Raw genomic sequence first — 21909 nt, 5'->3', positions numbered from 1 at the left:
TTTCATTTAAGACTTATCGGCATCTCTCCGATTTATCTGATCAAGGAGGGAGCTATGGCCAAGATTGATGCCTTTTTAAAATTAATGGTAGAAAGTGGGGCCTCTGACCTGCACATGGCCTCGGGTAACCCCCCGCTTATGCGGATTCACGGTGATCTTCAGCGGGTGAAATACAAGGTCCTTGAAAACGACGAGTTAAAGGCCATGCTTTACGAAATTACCCCTGAAGATCGTATCAAGGTCTTTGAAGAAACTGGCGATATTGACTTTGGTTTTGAGCTACCAGGCCTGGCCCGTTTTCGTGTAAATATGTTCCAGCAAAAAAACGGCGTGGGCGCGGTCTTCAGGCTTATTCCCTCTCAGGTAAAGACCGCCGAAGAACTCGGGCTTCCGCCCATCCTTACCAAGCTCGCCATGCTGCCTAAAGGGCTTGTGCTGGTGACCGGGCCTACCGGCTCAGGTAAATCAACAACTCTTGCGGCTATCATTGATTACGCCAACAAAAATCGTCAGGACCACATTTTAACCATAGAAGACCCGATAGAATTTGTTCACAAGTCCTATGGCTGTCTGGTAAACCAGCGAGAGGTAGGAGTGCATACCAAAAGCTTTGCCGCGGCCTTGCGCTCTGCCTTACGTGAAGACCCGGACATCATCATGGTGGGTGAAATGCGAGACCTTGAGACTATTTCTCTCGCCATTGAAGCCGCTATGACCGGTCATTTGGTGCTGGCCACCCTTCATACCTTGAACGCTCCCAAAACCGTTGACCGTATCATTGAAATCTTTCCCCATGAACAACAACCCCAAGTTCGCTCAACTCTGGCCGATGCTTTACGAGCCGTGGTTTCACAAACCATGTTTAAGCGCATAGATAAGCCCGGGCGTGTGGTGGCCTTTGAGATCCTTATAGCCACGCCAGCGGCTAGAAACTTGATTCGCGAAGGCAAGACCTACCAGCTGCCTTCGGTTATCCAGACCGGAAAGAGGTTCGGCATGAGAAGCCTTGATGATTCTATCATGGAGTTGTTGCAAAAGGGTTATATTTCACCTGAGGAGGCCCTTAACAAGGCGGTGGATAAAGCCCGCTTCCTGCCTTTGGTGAATAATAAAGAACTCAGCGATTTTACCGAGGTGCCCTCATGATAAGACCGGCGGAATTAGTAGAACTCATTTCTCGCCTTGCCGAAACCAGAGAACGGATAAGTGATTTGGTATTCACCCCCGGACGGCCCCTACAGGTGGCCGCTGACGGCAAACTTTATCCCGTAGAACTTCCCTCGTTTTCTTTAAAAAAACTTACTCCTTTTCAAACCGAAGTCCTGGCCTTTGGCCTCATAGGCAAACAAAGGCGCCTTTTAAAAGATTTGTTGCGCACAGGTTCGGCTGATTTTTCCTATCACCTGCCTGATGGTACTCGTTTCAGGGTAAATGTCTTTTCTTCACAGGGGGCTTATTCCATTGTGATGAGAAAGCTGGCCTCAAGGCCACCGCGTATCAAAGACTTGGGCCTTCCCAAAGCCTGCTACAAAATAGCCAAGGAAAAAGCAGGCATTGTCCTGGTAACCGGTGCCACAGGCCAGGGTAAAACCACAACCCTTGCGGCTATTCTTGAAGAAATAAACCATTCTGAACCACTACACATCATTACCCTTGAAGATCCGGTGGAATACGTTCATCCCCCGGCTTTATCTACCTTTAACCAGAGGGAGCTTGGTAGAGACTTTGATTCCTTTGCTAATGGTTTAAGGGCGGCTTTGCGTCAGGCCCCTCACGTAATCCTTGTGGGAGAAATTCGTGATCGTGACACCATGGAAGTGGCTCTTTCGGCGGCGGAGACTGGTCACCTGGTATTTTCCACTATGCACACCGTAGGCGCGGGGAATACCATCAACCGTATTCTTGGCTTTTTCAATATAGACGAAGAAAGACAGGTGCGTATGCGTCTGGCCGATACTGTGCGCTGGATAGTGGGCCAAAAACTTATTCCCAAAAAAGAAGGAGGCCGGGTGGCTATCTTTGACATCCTTTATAACAATATTCGGGCCAAGGAAACCATCATCAAAGGTGAAGACGAAAACAGGACCTTTTACGACATTATGACTAAAGGCTCTCCTTATTCCATGCAAACTTTTGATCAGCATCTACTTTACTTATACGATAAAGGAATCATCACCGAAGAAGTGGCACTGGCTTATTGTGCGCGAAGGGATGTAGTAGGCCGAGGTATTGATTTGATAAAGACCAAGCGCGGGGAAAGAACCAGTGACCTTGAAGAATCCCTTGAAATTGAAATAGAAAACCGGAGGAAATGGTGAGCGAAGTAAAATGTCTTAACTGTGGTAAGCGTTTTAAACTTAAAGGAGAATCGCGGGTAGATGATTTTCTTTCGTTACCTTGCCCGGAGTGTGGCGGAACCCTTGAACCTATAAAAAATAAACAAAGCGAAAAAGAAGACCTGGTTGACACTGTTGATGAGCCTGCTCTTCTTATAGATAAATCTCTAGCTCTCGTGTTCTGGGATATTGCTGAGGAAAAAGGGAAGCTTTTAAAAGACCTGATAAAAACTGGCTATGAAGTGCGCCTTCTAAAAAAGCCTTCGCTTCTTACCCAGTGGTTGCGTTTTGAAACACCTGCTCTCGTAGTTTTGGCGGCAGAAGAAGAAAAAATAAGGCCTTATATCGATATTTTGAATTCATTACCTATGCCTGAAAGGAGACAGATCTTTGTCGTCTGGATAACGGATAAGGCCCGTACTCTTGACCCTCGTCCGGCCTTTCTGGCTAGTGTAGAGATAGTGGTAAATACCAGTGATATCCCTCGCTTTTCTGAAATTCTTAACCGGGGCCAAAAAATCTGGCGAGACTTTTATTATCCTTTTAAGCAGGTGGAAGAATCTCTTGCCAAAGAAATTTAACTTGCTTTTTCCTTGGTTAGATCTTATTTATCATTAAAAAAGTTTGCGAGTTACTTTTTATATTGTCATTGTATGGTTTTAATTTAACCCTGTCATTGCGAGGTTTTAATTTAACTCTGTCATTGCGAGGCCTCGCTAGAGGCCGAAGAAATCTCTCTCATTTTCGGTAGAGACTGCTTAGCCCATACGGGCTTGCGGTGACAAATATGGTATGCTTGCATTGACAAGGAAAAGTTTTAAAGAGGGAGGAGGTAGGTTATGTCTCATTCTACTATTAGAAAGGCTGTTCTTCCGGTAGCAGGGCTTGGCACGCGCTTTTTGCCGGCCACTAAGGCCATTCCTAAAGAAATGTTAACCGTGGTTGACCGTCCTACCATTCAATATATCGTAGAAGAGGCCGTTAACTCCGGGGTAAAACAGGTAATCTTAGTAACGTCTTCTGGGAAATCGGCCATTGAAAACCACTTTGACTACTCCTATGAACTAGAATCTTACCTTGAGGCCAAAGGTAAGCTAAAGCTCCTTGAAGAAGTTAGACGGGTAACCAACTTAATAGAAGATATTATCTCGGTACGCCAGAAAAAGCCCCTAGGTCTCGGGCATGCAATTTATGTAACCCGGCATGTGGTAGGGCGTGAACCCTTTGCCGTGCTTTTGGGAGATGACCTGGTAGATTCAGAGATTCCCTGCCTTAAGCAGATGATAGAAATTTTTGGAGAATTTAAGGGCCCGGTTATAGCCGTGCAACGGGTTCCCAAAGAGGAAATTTTTCGTTACGGCATAGTGGCTGGCGAAAAAGTGGGAGATAGGATTATCAGAGTGCGAGAGATGAAAGAAAAGCCCGAACCAGGAGAAATTGATTCTGACTTAGCTATTATCGGCCGCTACATTTTGATTCCAGAGATTTACGATTACCTAGCCAGGACCAAGCCCGGAGTTGGTGGCGAAATCCAGCTAACCGACGCCCTTTCAGCTTTAAAAGACGACTACCCGGTTTATGCTTACGAATTTGAAGGCACCCGTTACGATGCCGGAGATAAATTTGGTTTTATGCAAGCAGTTATAACTTTTGCCCTAAAACATCCAGAGATAGGAGAAAAGGTCAAACAATTTTTAAAAGAAAAAATTAATAATCTTTAGTCACGTTCTCTTTTCGTCATGTGAGCGAGTATGTCCCGAGCAAAGCGAAGGGATCAGCGAGCGAAGCAATCTCGTGCCGAAGCAATCCCTGTCGCGAAGCGATGCAGTCACCATGGTCATCTCAACTTACAATTTCTAATTTTGCAAAGGTATCTCTAACGTATAGTCCTTCCATGTGTTAAGCTCATGGCCATGAGTAATTGGGCGAGCCGTTTTGAAGAGATACTGGCCAAGGTGCGCAAGCCTTCACGTTATCTGGGCCGGGAAATAAATACTGTCTTTCGTCCCTTTGAAGAAGTGCGCCTAAGGGTGTGCCTGGTCTTTCCTGACCTTTATGAAGTGGGCATGTCTCATATAGGGCTCCTTATTCTTTATCTGATTTTGAGCCAGCGAGAGGACATCTTTGTTGACAGGGCCTATGCTCCGGCCAGAGACCTTGAAGAACTTTTGCGTAAAGAAAAAATTCCCTATCTTTCTCTCACGGCCAGGCGTCCTCTAAAAGACTTTGATTTAATTGGTATGAGCTTTCCCTATGAATTATGTGCTACTAACCTGGTCAATATCCTTGAACTTTCGGGGATTCCTCTTTTAGCTCGAGAGCGCCGAGAAAATGACCCTATTATCCTCGGTGGAGGCTCGGTAGTCTCAAACCCTGAACCAGTAGCTGATTTTTATGATGCCTTGATTATCGGTGAAGGCGAAGAGGCTATTCTTGAGGTAGTCGATGTTATGACTTCAGCCCGTGAAGCCCGCGCTTCTCGGAAAGAAATACTCAATGCTTTATCGGAGATACCTGGTATTTACGTGCCTTCTTTTTTTAAACCCGTTTACGAAAAGGGGCGCTTTAAGGCCCTTGAGCCTTTAAAACCTGATTACGAAAAGATAAAGCGCCGCGTAGTGCCAGACTTAGACGTGGTACCCTATGACTGGCGGCCCATTGTTCCCTGGATGGAAATAGCTCATGATCGCCTGGCCCTTGAGATCTCTCGTGGTTGTACTCGCGGTTGTAGGTTTTGTCAGGCAAGCAGTTTTTACCGCCCGGTGCGCGAAAGGAGCCCCAAGCGCCTTCTTGAAATGGCCGAAGAGGGGCTTGCCGCCACCGGCTGGGACGAAATTTCTTTTCTTTCCCTTTCAGCCGGTGATTATACCTGCCTCACCGAGCTTATCGTCGGTTTTAACCGACGCTTTTTACCAGAAAAAATAGCCATTTCCCTTCCTTCTCTGCGGGTGGGAAGCTTAAACGAGACCATAATCTCTGAAATTAGAAAGGTGCGCAAAACCGGTTTTACCCTGGCTCCCGAAGCGGGCACCGAGCGTTTGCGGCGGGTTATCAACAAAGACATACGCGAAGAAGATCTTTTTGACACCGCCCTTAAAGCTTTTGAAGCGGGCTGGCGGCATTTAAAACTTTATTTTATGATTGGTCTTCCTACGGAAACAGAAAAAGACCTTGAAGGCATAGTGCGTCTTTCAAAAAGACTTACCAGAATAAAAGGAAGAATAGGCCCACAGGTAAATGTCTCTGTCTCTACCTTTGTACCTAAGCCGCATACGGCCTTTCAATGGGAGCGCCAGATAACCCTTGCTGAAACCAGAGAGAAGCTTACCTGGCTAAAAAAGGCCCTTTCAGGACGCAAATTAAAGTTCAAATGGCACAAGCCTGAGCAGAGTTTCCTTGAGGGGGTATTTTCAAGGGGAGACAGACGCCTTTCAGCCCTAATTTTAGAGGCCTATCGTAGGGGGGCAAGGCTTGATAGCTGGAGCGATGAGTTCAACTTTGATGTGTGGCTTTCGGCGGCTGAGAGCCTGGGTCTTGACCTTGAGGACTTTTTAAGGCCCCGCGCGCTTGATGAGCCTCTTCCTTGGGACCACCTTGATCTCGGTGTTACCAAAGAATTCCTATTGGCCGAAAGAGAACATTCTTTGGCCCAGGAAATTTCACCTGATTGCCGCTATAAAAAGTGCCTTAAGTGTGGGGTTTGTGACTTTAAAGTTATAAAAAATGTCCTGGCCAAAGATTGTGAATTTCCTCCTGTTGAGCCACCCAAAATTGAAGAAGAAGGCCGTTTTACTTACCGTCTGATTTATCAGAAAAGAGGATTTCTTCGGTTTCTATCCCAGATTGAACTTATGAACCAGTTTCACCGAGCGGTAAGAAGGGCCAAGCTCCCTGTGGCCTTTAGCGAGGGTTTCCATCCTCTTCCTCGTATATCTTTCGCCAAGGCCTTGCCTGTAGGTGTTGAAAGCCTTGGCGAGATAGCGGCCATTGAACTGCTTAAACAACTTGAGCCAGATGAAATAAAATTTCGTTTAAATCAAGAGTTACCAGAAGAAATCAAAGTTTTAGATGTGTCTTTTTCTTCACCTAAGGAGGCCTTAGAAGTCCCTGATGAGGTCTTATACGAAATAATTCTTCCTGAACCTGTGCCCCAAGAGAAAATAGATGCGTTTATGGCTAAACGAAGCGTTACTTTAAGGGTGCGTCGCGGTAAAAAGATAAAAGAACTAGAGTTAAGGCCTTTTGTGCTTAACCTTAAAACCCAGGGCAACAGGTTATTGTTGATCCTTTTTGAGCCCAGAGAGGGTGGTGTGCGGGCCCAAGAAGTGGTAGCGGCCTTGCTGGAAGTCTCTCCTGAGGAATTAGAAGTTAAGCGTATCGTCAAAAAGCAAATTTTATAATTACTACTAGCCACTCTTTTTCGGGCTATTATAATAAGCCCTATGATTCCTTATCCTGAAATTAGTCCGGTTATTTTTCGGATTGGTCCACTGGCCCCTCGCTGGTACGGCTTGATGTATCTCCTTGGTTTTTTAGCGGCTTATTTTTTGGTGCGTTATCAGCTTCGTGAAAAGGGCTATAGAGACCTTGAACCTCATCTTGATAATATCATTTTCTGGGGGGCCTTGGGGCTTATCATAGGCGCACGTTTAGGGCATGTGCTTTTCTATTTTCCGGGCTATTACTGGAAACATCCACTCGAGGTATTTGCCATCTGGCATGGAGGTATGTCTTTTCACGGTGGGCTTTTAGGAGTCCTTATCACTGGCTTGATTTACGCCCGTAAACACCAACTTAATTTCTGGTTTTGGGCAGACCTTTTTGTAGTGCCGGCTCCCATTGGTTTAGGTCTAGGGAGGCTTGGTAATTTCATAAACGGAGAGCTTTACGGTCGCCCTACAGATGTCCCCTGGGCTATGGTTTTTCCTAAAGGTGGGCCTATTCCTCGGCATCCTTCTCAGCTTTACGAGGCCCTGGGCGAGGGGCTTTTTCTTTTTATGATTATGTGGTTTTTGCGCAAAAAGGAGTGGCCCTGTGGTTTTAAATTTGCTACTTTTTTAGTAGCCTATGGGGTTATCCGCTTTTTTATAGAATTTTTTCGAGAGCCCGATGTGGGAGTCCCCCTTCTTTTTGGTTGGATGACCAGGGGTCAACAATTTTGCTTGCTCATGGTCATAGCAGGGCTTTTACTTTTCTGGATTAAAAGAAAGGGAGAAAAGCCCTGTAAGCCTTATTTATAAAGATAAAGCACATAAAGGATATAAGCCCCTAAAAGAATTGCCCCCTTTAAACGACCAACCGTTTTTTTATGGGCAAGCATGGCCCAGGCCATGAGGGAAAAGAAAATCATAATGCTTAAATCAATGGTTACCCCCTCTTTGGAAAAAGAAAAAGGCTTAATTACCGGGGTTAAGCCTAAAATGGCTAAAATGTTCATGATGTTTGAGCCGATAATATTCCCTAGGATTATATCTCCAGCCCGTCGATAAGCCGCTACAAGTGTTGATACTAACTCAGGGAGGCTTGTGCCTACCGCTACCATGGTGAGTCCAATAACCCTTTCTGAAATCCCCAGGTGCCTGGCAATGTTTACCGCTCCTTCTACTAAAACATTGGCCCCGAAAGATAAAAGACCAATGCCGGCAAAAATGCCAACGGCATAAAGAAAAATTTTAGATCTTGAATTTTTGTGTTCATTATCAGCCAGGCTTTCAATTGTCTTGTCCCTTTTAAAAAGAAAAAAGAGGAAAAGTCCCAGTAAAGATAAGAATATAAAGCCGTCTAGACGGCCCAAATATCCATCGCGGCCAAGAACGAAAAGAAGGCCGCTAACAAAAAGCATAAAAGGCATTTCCTGGGTGACGAAACGAAAAGTAGTTTTTAGGGGGCTAACCAGGGCTACCAGGCCTAGTACCAGTCCAATATTGGCGATGTTTGAACCAATGATATTTCCGAAAGCCACATCACCTAAGCCTTTGAAGCTAGCCACCAGGGTAGCGGCAAGCTCTGGGGCTGAAGTGCCAAAGGCCACCAGCGTAAGCCCTATAACTAAAGGGGAAATGCCGAGAAGAAGCGCCAGCCGGGTGGCGCTTTGCACCATTATTTCTCCTCCGGCGTAAAGCAACACTACACCGGCTGCTAAGAGGCCTAAATCTTTTATCATTGCTTACTTTTCGGGTTCAATAACTTCCTGGCCACCAAGATAAGGCCTTAACACCTCAGGGACAACTACCGAGCCATCTTTTTGCTGATAGTTCTCAATGATGGCCATAAGGGTGCGGCCAACAGCAAGCCCTGAGCCGTTTAAGGTGTGGACAAGCTGAGGTTTTTTGCCTTCTTTGGGACGGAAGCGGATATTGGCCCTTCTAGCCTGATAGTCTTCAAAATTACTGCAGGAAGAAATTTCTACGAATCTATCCTGGCCAGGAGACCAAACTTCTATATCGTATGTTTTAGCGGCGGCAAAGCCAAGGTCCCCTGTGCAAAGGATTACCACTCTATAAGGAAGGCCAAGTTTTTGGAGGACTTCTTCGGCATCAAGGGTTAAGCTTTCCAGTTCGTCGTAAGAAGTTTCAGGGTGGGCGAACTTAACTAATTCGACTTTATTGAATTGGTGCTGACGGATAATGCCTTTTACGTCACGGCCGTGCGAGCCAGCTTCTGCCCTGAAACACGGAGTATAGGCTACGTAATAAAGAGGTAAGTCTTCTTCGGCAAGTATCTCATCGCGATGCAGATTAGTAACAGGGACTTCCGCAGTGGGAATCAAGTAGTAATTCCAGCCTTCTAATTTAAAAAGGTCTTCTTTAAATTTGGGTAGTTGCCCGGTGCCGATCATAGAAGCTTCGTTGACGATAAAGGGCGGTAACACTTCACGGTAATGGTGTTCGCGGGTGTGTAAGTCAAGCATGAAGCTTATCAGGGCTCGTTCCAAACGGGCCCCAGCTCCCCGATAGACCACAAAACGGCTCCCGGTAATCTTGGCTGCTCTTGCAAAATCAAAAATACCAAGGGCTTCTCCGATTTCCCAATGAGGCTTGGGGGTAAAGTCAAAAGAGGGGAGATCCCCCCAGCGTTTGACGACTTGGTTATCGTTTTCGTCTTCCCCTGGAGGAACAGACTCGTGCGGTAAATTGGGTATCTCTAATAACAGAGCTTTTAAACGGGCTTCTACTTCTCGGAGTTCCGCTTCAAGGGCTTTAAGCTTTTCGCCGAGCTCTTTTACCTCCTGCATTTTAGCTGAGGCATCTTTCCCTTGCCTTTTAAGGGCGCCTATTTCTTCAGAGGCTACTTTGCGGGCATGACGCAGGCTTTCCACTTCTTGAATGAGCTCGCGCCTACGTTTATCAATCTCAAGTATCTCTTCTATAGGGTACTCACCACCTCTTAAGGCCAGGCGTTCTTTTACGAATTCGGGCTTTTCTCTAATAAGACGAATATCAAGCATAAAAACCCTCCCTTTATTAGGCCTAACAGATTTCTACCAAACTTTGCCCTTATGAAAAGACCAAGTCAACAAAAAACTTCCCCAAGATTCTCGCGTAAACGAATTGTCTTGCCCGCCAAAGCACTGAGAGTGCTCTTTCGCAGTGAGACCTTTGCAAAACATCTTTTAAGAGACTGCTTCGCTCCGCTCGCAGTGACCGTATAGTAGATGGCAGATGGCTGATAGCTAATGGTAAATAATTCTCACTTCTCACTTACTTATACACGCGAGGATACCAGAAGTGCCGACGAAGTGGCCCAACCGGGTCATTACGAGGAGGCACGAAGTGCCGACGAAGTAATCTCAGGGACTGCTTCGCCTTTACTGAGCGCCAGCGAAGGGATCTCACTACGGCTTCTCGCATTGACAGAAAAATGGCTACCTCGCCGCGGTGACTACGTCGCCTTTCGATGGCGCTTTGGCGTATGAAAAAACGCTCAGATTAATATAACCCATTAATTGGCCAAAATTTTATGAAAAATCTTTTAAAAAAGTCTAAAACGGAGCTTAGATAAACTATTATCGGTATCATAAATATTTTTTTTATTTGCAAAAACAAAATTTTTCTGAATATCAAAAAACCAATTTTTTTAGAGATCTTTGCAAAAAATCAGGAAAATATAGATTGATCGCCACAGCACTTAGCGCTTCGCGACAGGGATTGCTTCGGCTGCGGGACGCAGCCTCGCAATGACTCTCTCCCGGTGTCACTGCGAGCCCTTATGGGCGAAGCAGTCTCTTGATTAAGATATTTTGCAAAGGTCTCTTTTTTATTTATTTTTAAATTTAAAGTTTATCTAAAATCTTCCGAAAAGATTTTTAAACACTACAGAGGGGGGAAAAATGTTTAAAAAAGTAAAAATTCTGGTATTTTTAATGTTGGTCTGGCCGTGTCTTGCCTGGGGTATGGAATTTCAGCCCATTGGTTTTGAGCCGCTTTCTATGGGCGGTGCCGGAGTAGCTTCAGCCAGGGGAAGTTTTGCTACCTATTATAATCCTGCCCTTTTAGGTATTCATCGTTATGGTACCCAGATCTCTATTTCCGCAGGAGTCGGGATTAGAGAAGTCAATCTGGTGGACCATATAGACAAACTGGCTGACGTGGGAATAGAGAGTACTATTGATGAGGCTATTCAATATATAGAAGATAATGGGCTAGCGGTAATAGGAACTGGGTTAAGCCCTGAACTTCAAGATAAATTCAAAACTATCACCAGCGAACTTAGAGCTATTGGTACCAAAAATGGCTTACAGTTGATGCCTACTGCTTCGGCTGGAGTGCAGATAGGTAATTTTGGCTTTGGAGTCTTTGGCCTTTCTGAAGGTACCGCTCACGCGGTAATTGATCCTGATCACCTAGATATTATTGTTAAAGCTGAAGTAACGGTAAATGGTACTACTCAACCTATATATGTTAAATATGACGAAGAGCAAAACCAACTTTCTTTATCTGATTTACAGCAATATCAGGCTAGCTCACTTGAATATGCCATTGATAATGGTCTCACCTACCTTAAGCTAACCGGCCTGGCTTATTTTGAAATTCCAGTAGCTTATGCCCATCACATCAAGACACAATTAGGCGATGTTTACCTTGGAGGAGCGGTAAAGCTCATGCCCGGTGTGACTTTTGACGGCCAAATAAAAGTAGACACCGAATCAGGCGACATAAGTAGTGAACTTAAAGATGCCGATAAGAGAGACACCTCCTGGGGAGTCGATTTAGGAATACTTTATCAGCCAAGGTTTGTGAAGGGGCTTTCTATCGGTTTGGTAGGTAAGAACTTAAATACTCCCGAATTTGATACCGCTACCGGTGATACCTATAAGGTTGATCCTCAGTTCCGTCTGGGACTTGCTTATGACTTTTCGGCTTTTACTTTTGCCCTGGATGCTGACCTTACCCAAAACGATACTTTTATTCCGGACTATAAGGCCCAATATGTGGGCGGAGGTGTTAATTTCCACCCGTTTAGCTGGCTAAATGTAAGGGCTGGCGCCATGCAAAACATAGCTGAAAGTGACGAAGGCCTTATTTTGACAGGTGGTCTGGCCTTTGGGCTCAAGTGGTTTCAGCTTGATCTTGCTGCCCAGGTTTCTACCAAAAGTGGTGAATTTAGCGGCACAAGTGTCCCCAGATACACCCGAATCCAGCTATCACTGGTATCCAAATGGTTTTAATCCCTAGATTCCCGCTTAAGCGGGAATCTAGATGCTTTGAGGATAGACCTTAAAGAACCCTTAGACCTGTGGAAGAGATAGCTTCGCTCTATTAGCAAGATTCTTTTCCATTAAACTAAATGTAGGAGTTTAAATTGACTAAATTTTAATCCGGGCAGATGGGTATGAGCCTTTGATGAAAACCGCCAGAGATTTTTATCACCAGGCGGTTTTTACAGGAGGGAACTCCTCGCCAGGATGAAAGTTCTTTAAAAGTTTTGTCTTCTTTAAGTTTTAAAAGGGCTATTTTTATCCCCGGGATAAAATAAATGGGGGGATAAGGCATCTTTTTGGCTTCATCAAAAAGATTTGGAGAAAGTCTTTGACCGGTATAAAGTAACTCTGCGTAAATCAGGCCGTCTTTGGTATTTTTGTAAATGGCTATAGTCCTTCCGGCTGGGCCAAAACGGGTTACAAAGGCGAAATATCCATTTCGCCAGTAAAATAGGCTCCCAGACATCCCGCCTATGTTTACCTTCCCTGAGTCAAGGGCTTCAAGCTGACGACGGAGCCCTTCGCTAACTTTTATAAAAAGAGATATATGATGGCCTTCTCTGAAACGAAGAAAATCCTGAGCTACCTTGCCAAATACCTGATAAAGCAAGAGCAGCAAAAGTGTTCCCAGAAAAATGGTTATCAAAAGTTCAAGTAAAGTAAAAGCCTTTTTTTCCCTCACCTACCCACTCACCACTCAACAACTCAACCACTCAACCACTACCTTTTCTCCATCCTTTTCTTAAGATCTTCTATCTTTTGTTTGAATTGATACATAACGGTTTCGGCTTCTTGGTAATTTCTGACCACTCTGGGAGTTATGGCAATCAAGAGTTCAGTACGGTCTCTAGTCTTTTTCTGCCATTTAAATAAATGCCCAAGAAAAGGAAGATCTTTCAATATCGGGATACCTGTTTCGGCCAGTTCTTGCCGATTGTCTATAAGGCCTCCCAGGATAACTGTCTGGTTGTTTTTGACTACCAGAGAAGTTTCTATCTTGCGTTTGCTGATTAAAGGGGTGTTTTCAAGCCCAAGATAATTTTTTTGAGCAGAGCTTATTTCCTGAACGATATCAAGTTTTACGAGACCACTTGAATTTATATGCGGTTTAACATCTAAGATGATACCTGTATCCCGATACTGAACAGTAGAGGTTATGTTTGGTTCTGTGGCCGAGGTATTGGTTATTTGCTGGGTGATAATGGGAACCTCCTGCCCTATTTGAATGCGTGCCTCTTTGTTGTCGGTGGCAAGAATTACCGGATTGGAAAGAATGTTTATTTGGGAAACAGATTGAAGAATATTAAACAGTGCTCCCAAATCAGCTGCTTTATAAATAGATAACGTTAGTCCAGACAAAGTTATCTGATTTATATCTTCGAAAACATTTGAAGGTGTAGTTGATTTAGAAAATTTGCTTCCCAATTCGTATGTATCACCTTTGTAAGTGGTACGATTTTTCAAAAACCACTCTACTCCATGTTCCAGGGCCCTATTCAAGGTTATTTCCATAATGAGCATTTCAATGACCACCTGCCTGGGCAGAACGTCTATTTTTTCTAGCAGGCGTTTGATGGTGAGATAATCCTGGCGAGTAGCTTTTATAACTAGCAGGTTGTTGGTTTTGTCAGGTATGATGCGTATTTCTCCGGCAAGTTCCGGAGAAATGGCTGTTTTTTTTGCTTTTATGATGGTTTTTCTGGTAGAAGTTTTTTGAGTAGTCTTAGCAAAGGTATCTTGAAGAATCTGGGCGATTTCTTCGGCGTCTCCATTTTCCACCTGGTAGATAAATACCTCCTGGCTGGCGTTTTCTCCCTGGTCAAGTTCTTTTATCCATTGATATACTCGATCAAGGGTTTCTTTCTCTTTGCTGATAATCAAAAGGGCGTTTATTTCCTTAAGGGGTATAAAATCTATAAAAGAGGAATAACGAAAATTCTTTAACGGTCCGGCCTGAAAAATGGCCTTTAAATAATTACCAAGGGTTTCCGCTTCAAGGGCTTTAGGGCGATAAAGGGCAAGATTCATTCCAGCCAGCACATCTTCGTCAAGGAGGCTAACCAGCCGACTGACCTTAGCGAGATTGTCCGGATTGTCTATCAGGATGAGAGTGTTTTGTTCTTTGCTAGTGAGTATTCTGGCATTAGGTGTTAAGAGAGACTTTACCAGATTTGTTATTTCATTAATTGTCAGATACCTAGGCTTTAATACCGCAAAGGAAATGTTTCCTGAAATGCTTGCCAGCCCTGAGGCCGGAACTATCCTGTAAAAATCAGGAGAGGACACTAAGGTGAGCCCTTGCATTTCCAGTATCTGGCTTACGATTTTTATGATTTCCGTTTTTGAAAAAGACCCGTGAATATGAGCGGTGATTTTGGCCCTGGCCTGGGGAGATACGATATAGTTTACTTTCAGGGTTTCTTTAAAAAGTAAGTCAAGGAAGTCCAGGAGATCTGCGCCCTCAAGGTCAAGGGCCAGTTCAATTTTCCCGTCTTCAGTTTTTTTTATGGTAGGGGTTTTTAGAATTTTTGTTTTTTTCGGTTTTTGCTCCTGAAGGAGAACAAAAGCCGGAGGAATTTTGGCTTTTACATTTTTTTCTTCAACTACTGGTGCTACTTTATCTTGTTTTTTTTCTGTTACAGGCGGAGAGGAGGGTGGGTTGGTTTTTTCCAGAGGCTTTTCGGGGAACATAGACACACTTGTTACAGGTGGTTGCTTGGGTTGACACCCTGCCAGTATTAATAAAAAAAATGCGAAGCTTATAAAAATAAATTTGTAAATTCTCTGGCTAGTATACTGCGAAGTAAACATATAACCTCCATCTAGCGTTTTAATCCCTACCTGACTTACCACTCAAAGGCAAAGAGTTTTTCTCTCTTTCCCCTTTTATAACGGAATATTTCCAGATAGCGATAAATCTTTTTACCTTGCTCCCAAGATAATTCCAGCCGATAAATTTTATTTTCCTCAAGTTTCCATAAGCTCTCTGCTTGAGGTACATCTTTAGTATCTGTATAGATAGTTACCCAGCGGTAAATTCCGGGGTTTATCCAGAATTTATAAGGCCCAAAGCCCTTTATAAGAGCTACCTCAGAAAAATCCTTTAAAGGACCGTTTCTGGGTCTATAACCAAAAGGTAAATAATAATCTTTTTCCGCCCCATTTAAGCGATGGAAGTCATCTTTATCGCGCCAGTCAAGAAGAGAATCAACCATCACCCGGGCGTCTTCTGGTGAAATGTCATGTTTTACAAAAAAATTATAGAGTTCATCTTCTTCGGCCTTGTTTAAGTTGAGACGAGAGTCTTCTGGGCTTACCGAAAGTGTGGCTTTTACCGGCGGAGAAGAATCTATTTCTAGCTCAATTTTATCCGGGAAGAAGTTATTTTCTTTCATTTCTAATAGGCCCTTTTCCCAGAGGATATTGAGCAAAGAAACGCGTTTAAGCTTGAGCTGAGAATCTATTATGGCTGACTGGATCAGGGCCTGAGAGCCTCTGCCTTGCCAGAATAAGAAACCAACCATAAAGGCCAGGGCCATTACCAGCACCAGCGTTAAAGCCAGGATATAGCCGTGATTATTCAGGGCGCACCTCCACCAGGAATTGACTGCGCGCAAGACGACAGATAAGTCGTTTATTGCGCAAGCGATTTATTATTTCTACTTCGCCACCGCTAGAGGCCCCGTTTGACCAGAAGATGATACCCCATTTGCCCTGAGGAAGAGGTATTAATCCCCTTTCTTTTATTTCAATTTCTTCTGGAACCTTGAGCTTTTTAGGGAGGAGCTTTTCAGTCTCACCTGAAAGAGCTTTAAGGGTTATGAGGCGCTTTTTAGGGTCAAATGCAAGGATTATGGTTTGATGCTTGGCTAAAGCCAGGGCCCGCGCCCCTTCAATAAAATTGGCTGCTTCTACTAAAAAGGTGTTTTCTTTAGGAATTAAGGCTGCTACCCGGGGAAAAATAAGCCCGGCGAGAAGGCTTATCAGAAACAAGACCACCAGTAATTCCAAAAGCGTAACACCTTTTCTCATCAGTTTTCTCTTTGCCTCTGGTAAAATTGCCAGAAGAGATGGGTTTTATTTTTTTCAGATTTTAGAATAATCTGCCATTCATCGATATTTGTTTCTAAAGAGTTTATACGAGCGGCTTTTTCTTTAACTTTAATTTTTAAGACGATATCTTGAGGAGGAATTATATACGAGGATAAACTTTCCTTGTCTTCTGAGAGGTTCTCAATCTCTTCAGAAGAAAAAGAATTTTTGGTAATTTCAGCTAGGAGATGTTTTCTAAAAAGTGTGGTAGAGTCAAATAACTTTAAGCGTTCAAATAGTCTAGTAGTGCTACTGTAGTTATGTGAAAGAACATAAAGAAACCAGGTGACAGAAATAGTAGCCACTATAAAGGCTACCAATACCTCTAGAAGGGTAAATCCATGAGGAAGTTTATTTTTCATAATTTAGTTATTTTAGCAACTTTTTTGGGGCTTACGAGCTCTTTAGTAGCCGCTAATTTTGACGATATTGTAACAAAAAATATCTTTTCACCTTCAAGACAGTATGTTCCCTATATAACTAATCAGAAGCCAAAAGATGTAAAGAAAGACTTCTTAACCAAATATCTTATACTTAGAGGCACTTTGATAAAGGAAAACGAACGATTAGCCGTCATAGAAGTGTTACCAGCGGCCAAAAGAGAACTCGGCCTTGAAACAAATACCAGGAGAGTGGTGGTAGGTCAGGGAGAAACCCTGGGTAACTGCCAGGTGCTTAAGGTGCTCCCTGGTGAGGTTATACTTGGCGGGCGTTGCGAGGATATTACTTTGAGTTTAAAAGAATCTCCAGAGCGTAAAAAGCCCTTTTTCCATGTAAAAAGACCGGAGAGAAACGTCCAAACGCCTTATAAAAAGCAACCACCAAGACCTCCTCATCGGCTTCCTCATGAGACCAAAAGGACGGAGAAGATCAAAAAGATTATTCCCAAACCCAAGAGATAAAAATGCGTTTTATAAGACGGATATTCTCAGGAAATAAAATTAATCGTAGTTCCCTTTTCTGGTGGGGTCTTCCGGTTATAGCCACTTTGGTGGTATTTTTTATGGTTACCTGGCCTGCCTGGCAAAGTTACCGCCTAAAAAGAGATTTATATCAAGAAAAGCTTGAGCTGCTAGTTAAATATCAGGCTAAACTTTCTCAAAGTAAGTCAGATTTTAAAAAAGAACTTTCTAAAGGCCAGAAACTTGAGAAAAAGATTTTTATTGGTCTTGACCCTTACATTATAGTTTCTGAACTTGAAAAAGAAATAGATGCAATTCCTGAGCTAAGTTTAAGAAGCTTTAGAATTATTAAACGAGAAAATCTTACCGATCAGATACAAAAAGTAAAACTTCTTTTGATACTAGATGGTGATATAAAAGGTTTATTAAATTTTTTAGATAAGCTCTCAAAATCTAATAAGGCGCTTCACATTTCTCGTTTAACTATTATTTCCAGACGATATCGTAGTGATTATATCCTGAGCGTTAATCTTGAGATTGAAGCCCTTTATAGTGTTAAGAGGTTGTAGAAGGGGTAGGGAGTAAAAGTGATAGGTGAAAAGATAGCCCTTTTGCAGGAGTGGTTCAGGCCCGCTGCTGTTGGAGCCTATTTTGATGGCGATAAATTTCACCTGGCTGAAGATAACAAGCATCCGGGAAGGCGGCCGGCCAGAGCTTTTGTAGCCCTTTCTCATCGTCTGTTATACTTCCATTTATTTAAAATTCCAAAATCCATTGACCAAAAAGCCCTAAAAGAAGCTGCCGGCCTTGAGGCCAGAAGAATTTTCGTCCTCCTTGAAAAAAGGCCTGCGGGAGAGATTTCCTGTGCCCTGATTAGCCGTAAACTGAATGAACTATATATCGTCTTTCAAGAAAAAGAATTTTTCAAAAAAACCTTAAAAAATCTTCCTTCTGGTTTGATACCATGTGGAGTTGTACCGGCTGGAATGGCTCTTCTTGCTTATTTTTACCATAAAAACCGAAAGCTGGTTAAAGGAGCCTATTACGTAGAGACGGCCAGCTGTATTGAAGGAGTAGTGGTAGATGAAAATGGTTTGAAAGAATTTTTACCAGCTTCTCCGGGAACAGCCAAGGCTTATCTCAAAGACTTTGACGGAGAAATTTTTACCGTAGAAGGGGAGGGCGAAAAAATTCTTGCTGAAGGGGCTCGCTTGCTCCCTCTACTTCCAGAAAAATACCTGGTTACTTTTGAAGGCTTTCCGCTAACCCCTAGGCCTAAAATATCTCTGTCTATGTTGATCTTGTGGTTACTACCGGTAGCTACCCTGGCCGCAGGAAATATCTTAAATTACAAAGCTGCTGGACTAGAAAACCAGATTAAAGCGGCTGATAAGAAAGTTTCTTCCTTGAGAAAATCTTTGGCGGAAATAGAAGAATTTGAAAAGCGCAAAGAGGCTTATAAGACAATAGAAACAACTTTAAAAGAATGGCAGGCTGAAAACGTTGATTATATAGAAGTTATAAGAAGGCTTACGGAAATACTTCCTGAAGATACCTGGGTACGGCGTCTTGAATTCAGGGAAGCCCGCGAAGTAAGACTTTGGGCCGAAGGAGAGAATGCTCTTGAGGTACTCCAGGTAATTGCCGATGATCCTCTTTTTGAAGATGCCAAATTTCTATCTACCGTTACCAAAAACACCAGAACAGGGAAAGAAATTTTTTCTATCGTCATGAAAATAAAAAAGGAAAAATAAAATGCGTTTCCGCTACGCAGCTTTTACAAACGAAGGCCTGGTAAAACAAGGTGAACTTGAGGCCGCCGATATCAATGAGGCCCTTGAGCGCTTGCGCGCCGACGGGCTCTTGCCTGTGAAAGTAACTCCCGCCCAACGTAGATGGAAATTTAAACTTTTTGAGCGCGCTAAATATCAGGAATTACTTCTTTTTACCGAGCAGCTGGAACGTCTTCTCGAGTCAGGCCTTCCCCTTGATAAAGCCTTAAATATCCTGATAAAAGTCTTTCAAGCCACTGGCAAACCCCTGCTACTCAATATGACTCAGGAGATAAAAAAGAAGATTGAAAAGGGCGAAAGCTTTTCAAGTGCCTTAAAAGATACAAAATTTTTTCCGGATTTTTACGTTAGCCTGGTTGAAGCCGGCGAGATAAGCGGAGCACTTGCGCCTATTCTTAAAGATCTCGCCCGGTATTTGAAGGAAGAACACTCCTTTAAACAAGAACTCCAATCAGCCTTGCTTTATCCTTCTTTTCTGGTGGTTTTTGGTCTTTTAGCCGTGCAAACCGTACTGGTTTACATATTACCTCGCTTTAGCACTATTTTTGACCAGCTAGGAGTGTCTCCACCTCTTATAACCCAAATTCTTCTGGCCATCGGTAGCTTCTGGAAGGCCTACGGTTGGATTTTTTTGTTGCTCATGCTTCTTGGGCTTATTGGTTTTCGCTTAAGCCTTAAAAACCCAGAAAATCGCAAACGAGCCGAAGTGTTCCTATTAAAAGTTCCTTATCTGGGGAGATTCCTTTTTTTGGCTGATATGGCCCGCATTTTTCATGGGCTTTCGGTTATGGTGAGAGGTGGAGTATCTCTGCCCAAGGCTATGGCTCTTACGGCCAATATTCCTAGATTTTACGTGCTTAGAGATTTTTTTGGGCAAGCAGCTCAAGAAATAAGAGAAGGGGCGAAACTTTCTCATGTTTTTCAGAGTTTTCCGGGTTCATTTGACTTTGTAATCAACTTTGTGTCGCTGGGAGAAGAAACCGGCGACCTGGCTCAAGCCTTTTCTGATATGGCCTACCTTTGTGAAGAAGAAGTCAAAGTGGCTTCAAAGCGCTTTATCACCGTTCTTGAGCCCTGTACGATACTCTTTTTTGGGCTTTTGCTCGGGGGTATGATAATTTCTATTTTGATGGCTATTTTTGACGTAAGACTGGGATATTAGGAGGGAACATGAAGAGAAAAAGGGCTTTTACTTTGCTTGAATTACTGGTGGTTTTAGTTATTTTAGGGCTCCTTGCCGCCCTGGTGGGGCCAAGGCTTATCGGTAAAGTGGGTAAAGCCAAGTCACAGATAGCCCGAAGTCAAATTGCTCTTTTGGAATCAGCCCTTGACCAATATCGTCTTGACATGGGACATTACCCGACTACAGAAGAAGGCCTTAAAGCTTTGGTAGAACCCCCTGCTAACGAAGAAGACAAGGCCAAATGGCAAGGGCCATATCTCAAAAAACGAAAAGTCCCGCTTGACCCCTGGGGACGTCCTTATCACTATCGCTCGCCAGGAGAACATGGAGACTACGATTTATGGACCTACGGCGCTGACGGAAAACCAGGCGGTGAAGGAGAAGATGCTGACATTACCAGCTGGGAATAGCAATGGAGCCTTTTGATAAAGCTATTCTTGAAACCAGAGCCGATGAAATAAGCCCCCTTGAAGGAATTGAGGCCGCTTTCTTAAAGGCTGTAAAGGGTTTTCCTTTCTTTTTAGGAGAGGAGGTTTATTTACTGATTCCTTCCCCTGCCAATATCTTTTTGGCAGACCTTATTGAACGCCAGTACAACCAGCCTCCGCATGTCTTTCTCGCTGAAGAAGACTATATTCTGGAGTTAATCCAGAAGTTCTACGAGGCCCCGCCAGAAACTGCCGAAGAAGTAGAGGAAGAAGAACCGGAAGATCTTGAACTCTTGAAAGACCTAGCTTCTGAGGCCCCGGTGGTAAGACTAGTTAACCGGGTTATACGTGAAGCGGTAGAAATGCGGGCCACAGACATTCACTTTGAGACTGAACGCAAGGCCCTAAGAATTCGTTATCGTATTGACGGGCTTCTTCACGAGATAGCCACTCATCCCAAAAAACTGGCTGCTCCGGTCATCTCCCGCCTAAAACTTATGGCCGGCCTTAACATTGCGGAACACAGGTTACCTCAAGATGGCCGCATTCGTTTTAGAGTGGGAGGAGAAGACTTAGATATCAGGGTTTCCACCATGCCTGCGGTTACCGGAGAAAGCGTGGTATTGCGTCTTCTCTCAAGGCAAAAAGGCTTCCTTTCTCTTGAAAAACTTGGTCTTGAGGCAGACCATTATAAGATGCTTCTTGAGCTAATTTCTCAGCCAAACGGCATAATTTTAGTTACTGGCCCCACCGGTTCAGGTAAAACTACTACTCTTTACGCGGCCCTTTCTATATTGAATAAAGCTGATCGCAAAATCATCACCATTGAAGACCCGGTAGAGTATCAGCTGGCTGGCGTAACCCAGATCCAGATAAAGCCCCAGATTGGCCTAACTTTTGCCAAAGCTTTGAGGTCTATTTTACGGCACGACCCTGATATTATCCTGGTAGGCGAAATCCGTGACCTAGAGACCGCTGAAATTGCCATTCAGGCTGCCCTTACCGGCCACCTTGTATTTTCAACCCTCCATACCCGAGATGCCTTAGGAGCGGCGGTGCGCTTGGCAGATATGGGGGTTGAGCCTTATCTAATCGCTGCTTCTGCGGTGGGTTTAATGGCCCAGCGCTTAGTAAGAGTCCTTTGTGACAAGTGCGCTGAAGAAGTTTCACCTCCTCAAGAGTTTTTGACTTTACTTAAAAGACTTCCCACTCCACCTGAAAAAATTCGTTATCGCAAGGCCGTGGGCTGCCCTCACTGTGCTGGCACTGGCTTTTTAGGAAGGACAGCCATTTACGAAATCTACCCGGTAGATGAGGCCTTACGCCGTCTGATATTAAACCGCAGCTCAGAAGAAGAATTAAAAAACTGGGCGAAGGAACGAAGTTATCTTTCTCTTTTAGAAAATGGCTTAAGAAAAGTGGCCAAGGGAGTTACTTCTCTGGAAGAAGTCTTGAGGGTAGCAGGAACGTAGCCG

General features: G+C 43.8%; 20 protein-coding genes. 13 read left to right on the top strand and 7 right to left on the bottom strand.

Annotated features, from left to right (window positions below; translation table 11 throughout):
* Positions 1-54 precede the first annotated feature (54 nt).
* The 6 genes from THEIN_RS10930 to lgt all read left to right on the top strand — a co-directional run bounded on the left by THEIN_RS10930 (position 55) and on the right by lgt (position 7576).
* Positions 55-1146, top strand: coding sequence for a type IV pilus twitching motility protein PilT (locus tag THEIN_RS10930; RefSeq protein ID WP_013908730.1), 1092 nt, complete (start codon positions 55-57; stop codon positions 1144-1146).
* Positions 1143-2318: a type IV pilus twitching motility protein PilT gene (locus THEIN_RS10925; RefSeq protein ID WP_013908729.1), complete on the top strand. Its 1176-nt coding sequence runs from the start codon at positions 1143-1145 to the stop codon at positions 2316-2318. The genes THEIN_RS10930 and THEIN_RS10925 overlap by 4 nt, the downstream gene beginning before the upstream one ends.
* Entirely contained in the window at positions 2312-2917 is a 606-nt protein-coding gene (locus THEIN_RS10920; RefSeq protein ID WP_041434736.1) for a zinc ribbon domain-containing protein, read from the top strand. The genes THEIN_RS10925 and THEIN_RS10920 overlap by 7 nt, the downstream gene beginning before the upstream one ends.
* Positions 2918-3175: 258 nt before the next feature.
* Positions 3176-4057, top strand: a complete 882-nt coding sequence (gene galU / locus THEIN_RS10915; protein ID WP_013908727.1) for a UTP--glucose-1-phosphate uridylyltransferase GalU — start codon at positions 3176-3178, stop codon at positions 4055-4057.
* Positions 4058-4249: 192 nt separating this feature from the next.
* Positions 4250-6736: a TIGR03960 family B12-binding radical SAM protein gene (locus THEIN_RS10910; RefSeq protein ID WP_041435457.1), complete on the top strand. Its 2487-nt coding sequence runs from the start codon at positions 4250-4252 to the stop codon at positions 6734-6736.
* A gap of 42 nt (positions 6737-6778) precedes the next feature.
* Entirely contained in the window at positions 6779-7576 is a 798-nt protein-coding gene (gene lgt, locus THEIN_RS10905; protein WP_013908725.1) for a prolipoprotein diacylglyceryl transferase, read from the top strand.
* On the opposite strand, the gene THEIN_RS10900 is transcribed toward lgt, so the two are convergent.
* Together THEIN_RS10900 and serS are read right to left on the bottom strand one after the other, a co-directional pair.
* Positions 7567-8499, bottom strand: coding sequence for a calcium/sodium antiporter (locus THEIN_RS10900; protein ID WP_013908724.1), 933 nt, complete (start codon positions 8497-8499; stop codon positions 7567-7569). The two genes, lgt and THEIN_RS10900, sit on opposite strands and share 10 nt — an antisense overlap.
* Positions 8500-8502: 3 nt before the next feature.
* Positions 8503-9783 (bottom strand): serine--tRNA ligase, encoded by a 1281-nt coding sequence (gene serS / locus THEIN_RS10895; RefSeq protein WP_013908723.1) that lies wholly within the window; start codon positions 9781-9783, stop codon positions 8503-8505.
* Positions 9784-10665: 882 nt separating this feature from the next.
* Here serS and THEIN_RS10890 point away from each other — a divergent pair.
* The gene (locus THEIN_RS10890; protein WP_013908722.1) at positions 10666-12003 is read left to right on the top strand and encodes a conjugal transfer protein TraF; all 1338 of its coding nucleotides are present in this window, start codon (positions 10666-10668) and stop codon (positions 12001-12003) included.
* A 145-nt stretch (positions 12004-12148) separates the two neighbouring features.
* Here THEIN_RS10890 and THEIN_RS10885 read toward each other — a convergent pair whose 3' ends face one another.
* The 5 genes from THEIN_RS10885 to THEIN_RS10865 all read right to left on the bottom strand — a co-directional run bounded on the left by THEIN_RS10885 (position 12149) and on the right by THEIN_RS10865 (position 16490).
* A complete protein-coding gene (locus tag THEIN_RS10885; protein WP_013908721.1) occupies positions 12149-12718 on the bottom strand; it encodes a prepilin-type N-terminal cleavage/methylation domain-containing protein in 570 nt (189 codons plus the stop codon).
* Positions 12719-12756: 38 nt separating this feature from the next.
* Positions 12757-14727 carry a type II secretion system secretin GspD gene (gene gspD / locus THEIN_RS10880; RefSeq protein ID WP_041434733.1) on the bottom strand — a complete coding sequence of 657 codons (1971 nt, stop codon included), beginning with the start codon at positions 14725-14727 and terminating at the stop codon, positions 12757-12759.
* Between the two features lie 155 nt (positions 14728-14882).
* On the bottom strand, positions 14883-15575 hold the full coding sequence (locus THEIN_RS10875) for a type II secretion system minor pseudopilin (protein WP_013908719.1): 693 nt from the start codon (positions 15573-15575) through the stop codon (positions 14883-14885).
* Positions 15576-15612: 37 nt separating this feature from the next.
* Positions 15613-16068, bottom strand: a complete 456-nt coding sequence (locus tag THEIN_RS10870; protein ID WP_013908718.1) for a prepilin-type N-terminal cleavage/methylation domain-containing protein — start codon at positions 16066-16068, stop codon at positions 15613-15615.
* Positions 16068-16490 carry a PulJ/GspJ family protein gene (locus tag THEIN_RS10865; protein WP_013908717.1) on the bottom strand — a complete coding sequence of 141 codons (423 nt, stop codon included), beginning with the start codon at positions 16488-16490 and terminating at the stop codon, positions 16068-16070. The genes THEIN_RS10870 and THEIN_RS10865 overlap by 1 nt, the downstream gene beginning before the upstream one ends.
* Between THEIN_RS10865 and THEIN_RS10860 the strand changes: the two genes are divergently transcribed.
* From THEIN_RS10860 to THEIN_RS10835, 6 genes are read left to right on the top strand one after another with little or no spacing between them, the layout of a single operon-like run.
* A complete protein-coding gene (locus THEIN_RS10860; protein WP_041434731.1) occupies positions 16470-17030 on the top strand; it encodes a hypothetical protein in 561 nt (186 codons plus the stop codon). The genes THEIN_RS10865 and THEIN_RS10860 overlap by 21 nt on opposite strands.
* Before the next feature lie 2 nt (positions 17031-17032).
* Positions 17033-17599: a hypothetical protein gene (locus THEIN_RS10855; protein ID WP_013908715.1), complete on the top strand. Its 567-nt coding sequence runs from the start codon at positions 17033-17035 to the stop codon at positions 17597-17599.
* An 18-nt stretch (positions 17600-17617) separates the two neighbouring features.
* Positions 17618-18784: a PilN domain-containing protein gene (locus tag THEIN_RS10850; RefSeq protein WP_013908714.1), complete on the top strand. Its 1167-nt coding sequence runs from the start codon at positions 17618-17620 to the stop codon at positions 18782-18784.
* A gap of 1 nt (position 18785) precedes the next feature.
* The gene (locus tag THEIN_RS10845) at positions 18786-19985 is read left to right on the top strand and encodes a type II secretion system F family protein (protein WP_013908713.1); all 1200 of its coding nucleotides are present in this window, start codon (positions 18786-18788) and stop codon (positions 19983-19985) included.
* An 8-nt stretch (positions 19986-19993) separates the two neighbouring features.
* Positions 19994-20416 (top strand): type II secretion system major pseudopilin GspG, encoded by a 423-nt coding sequence (gene gspG / locus THEIN_RS10840; RefSeq protein ID WP_013908712.1) that lies wholly within the window; start codon positions 19994-19996, stop codon positions 20414-20416.
* A gap of 2 nt (positions 20417-20418) precedes the next feature.
* Positions 20419-21906: a GspE/PulE family protein gene (locus THEIN_RS10835; protein ID WP_013908711.1), complete on the top strand. Its 1488-nt coding sequence runs from the start codon at positions 20419-20421 to the stop codon at positions 21904-21906.
* The last annotated feature ends 3 nt before the right edge of the window (positions 21907-21909 follow it).

The sequence above is a fragment of the Thermodesulfatator indicus DSM 15286 genome (genome assembly GCF_000217795.1).
In the GTDB taxonomy this organism is placed as follows: domain Bacteria; phylum Desulfobacterota; class Thermodesulfobacteria; order Thermodesulfobacteriales; family Thermodesulfatatoraceae; genus Thermodesulfatator; species Thermodesulfatator indicus.
Note: the sequence above shows the minus strand (reverse complement) of the source record. Positions and strands in the feature narration are given on the sequence as shown.

Excerpts from the sequence above, each read along its gene's own strand:
- THEIN_RS10920 (WP_041434736.1), top strand. The coding sequence starts at position 2,312 with ATGGTGAGCGAAGTAAAATGTCTTAACTGTGGTAAGCGTTTTAAACTT.
- THEIN_RS10845 (WP_013908713.1), top strand. The coding sequence starts at position 18,786 with ATGCGTTTCCGCTACGCAGCTTTTACAAACGAAGGCCTGGTAAAACAA.
- THEIN_RS10855 (WP_013908715.1), top strand. The coding sequence starts at position 17,033 with ATGCGTTTTATAAGACGGATATTCTCAGGAAATAAAATTAATCGTAGT.
- THEIN_RS10870 (WP_013908718.1), bottom strand. The coding sequence starts at position 16,068 with ATGAGAAAAGGTGTTACGCTTTTGGAATTACTGGTGGTCTTGTTTCTG.
- galU (WP_013908727.1), top strand. The coding sequence starts at position 3,176 with ATGTCTCATTCTACTATTAGAAAGGCTGTTCTTCCGGTAGCAGGGCTT.
- gspD (WP_041434733.1), bottom strand. The coding sequence starts at position 14,727 with ATGTTCCCCGAAAAGCCTCTGGAAAAAACCAACCCACCCTCCTCTCCG.
- THEIN_RS10925 (WP_013908729.1), top strand. The coding sequence starts at position 1,143 with ATGATAAGACCGGCGGAATTAGTAGAACTCATTTCTCGCCTTGCCGAA.
- THEIN_RS10865 (WP_013908717.1), bottom strand. The coding sequence starts at position 16,490 with ATGAAAAATAAACTTCCTCATGGATTTACCCTTCTAGAGGTATTGGTA.
- lgt (WP_013908725.1), top strand. The coding sequence starts at position 6,779 with ATGATTCCTTATCCTGAAATTAGTCCGGTTATTTTTCGGATTGGTCCA.
- gspG (WP_013908712.1), top strand. The coding sequence starts at position 19,994 with ATGAAGAGAAAAAGGGCTTTTACTTTGCTTGAATTACTGGTGGTTTTA.
- THEIN_RS10930 (WP_013908730.1), top strand. The coding sequence starts at position 55 with ATGGCCAAGATTGATGCCTTTTTAAAATTAATGGTAGAAAGTGGGGCC.
- THEIN_RS10900 (WP_013908724.1), bottom strand. The coding sequence starts at position 8,499 with ATGATAAAAGATTTAGGCCTCTTAGCAGCCGGTGTAGTGTTGCTTTAC.
- THEIN_RS10910 (WP_041435457.1), top strand. The coding sequence starts at position 4,250 with ATGAGTAATTGGGCGAGCCGTTTTGAAGAGATACTGGCCAAGGTGCGC.
- THEIN_RS10835 (WP_013908711.1), top strand. The coding sequence starts at position 20,419 with ATGGAGCCTTTTGATAAAGCTATTCTTGAAACCAGAGCCGATGAAATA.
- serS (WP_013908723.1), bottom strand. The coding sequence starts at position 9,783 with ATGCTTGATATTCGTCTTATTAGAGAAAAGCCCGAATTCGTAAAAGAA.
- THEIN_RS10875 (WP_013908719.1), bottom strand. The coding sequence starts at position 15,575 with ATGGCCCTGGCCTTTATGGTTGGTTTCTTATTCTGGCAAGGCAGAGGC.
- THEIN_RS10890 (WP_013908722.1), top strand. The coding sequence starts at position 10,666 with ATGTTTAAAAAAGTAAAAATTCTGGTATTTTTAATGTTGGTCTGGCCG.
- THEIN_RS10860 (WP_041434731.1), top strand. The coding sequence starts at position 16,470 with ATGAGGAAGTTTATTTTTCATAATTTAGTTATTTTAGCAACTTTTTTG.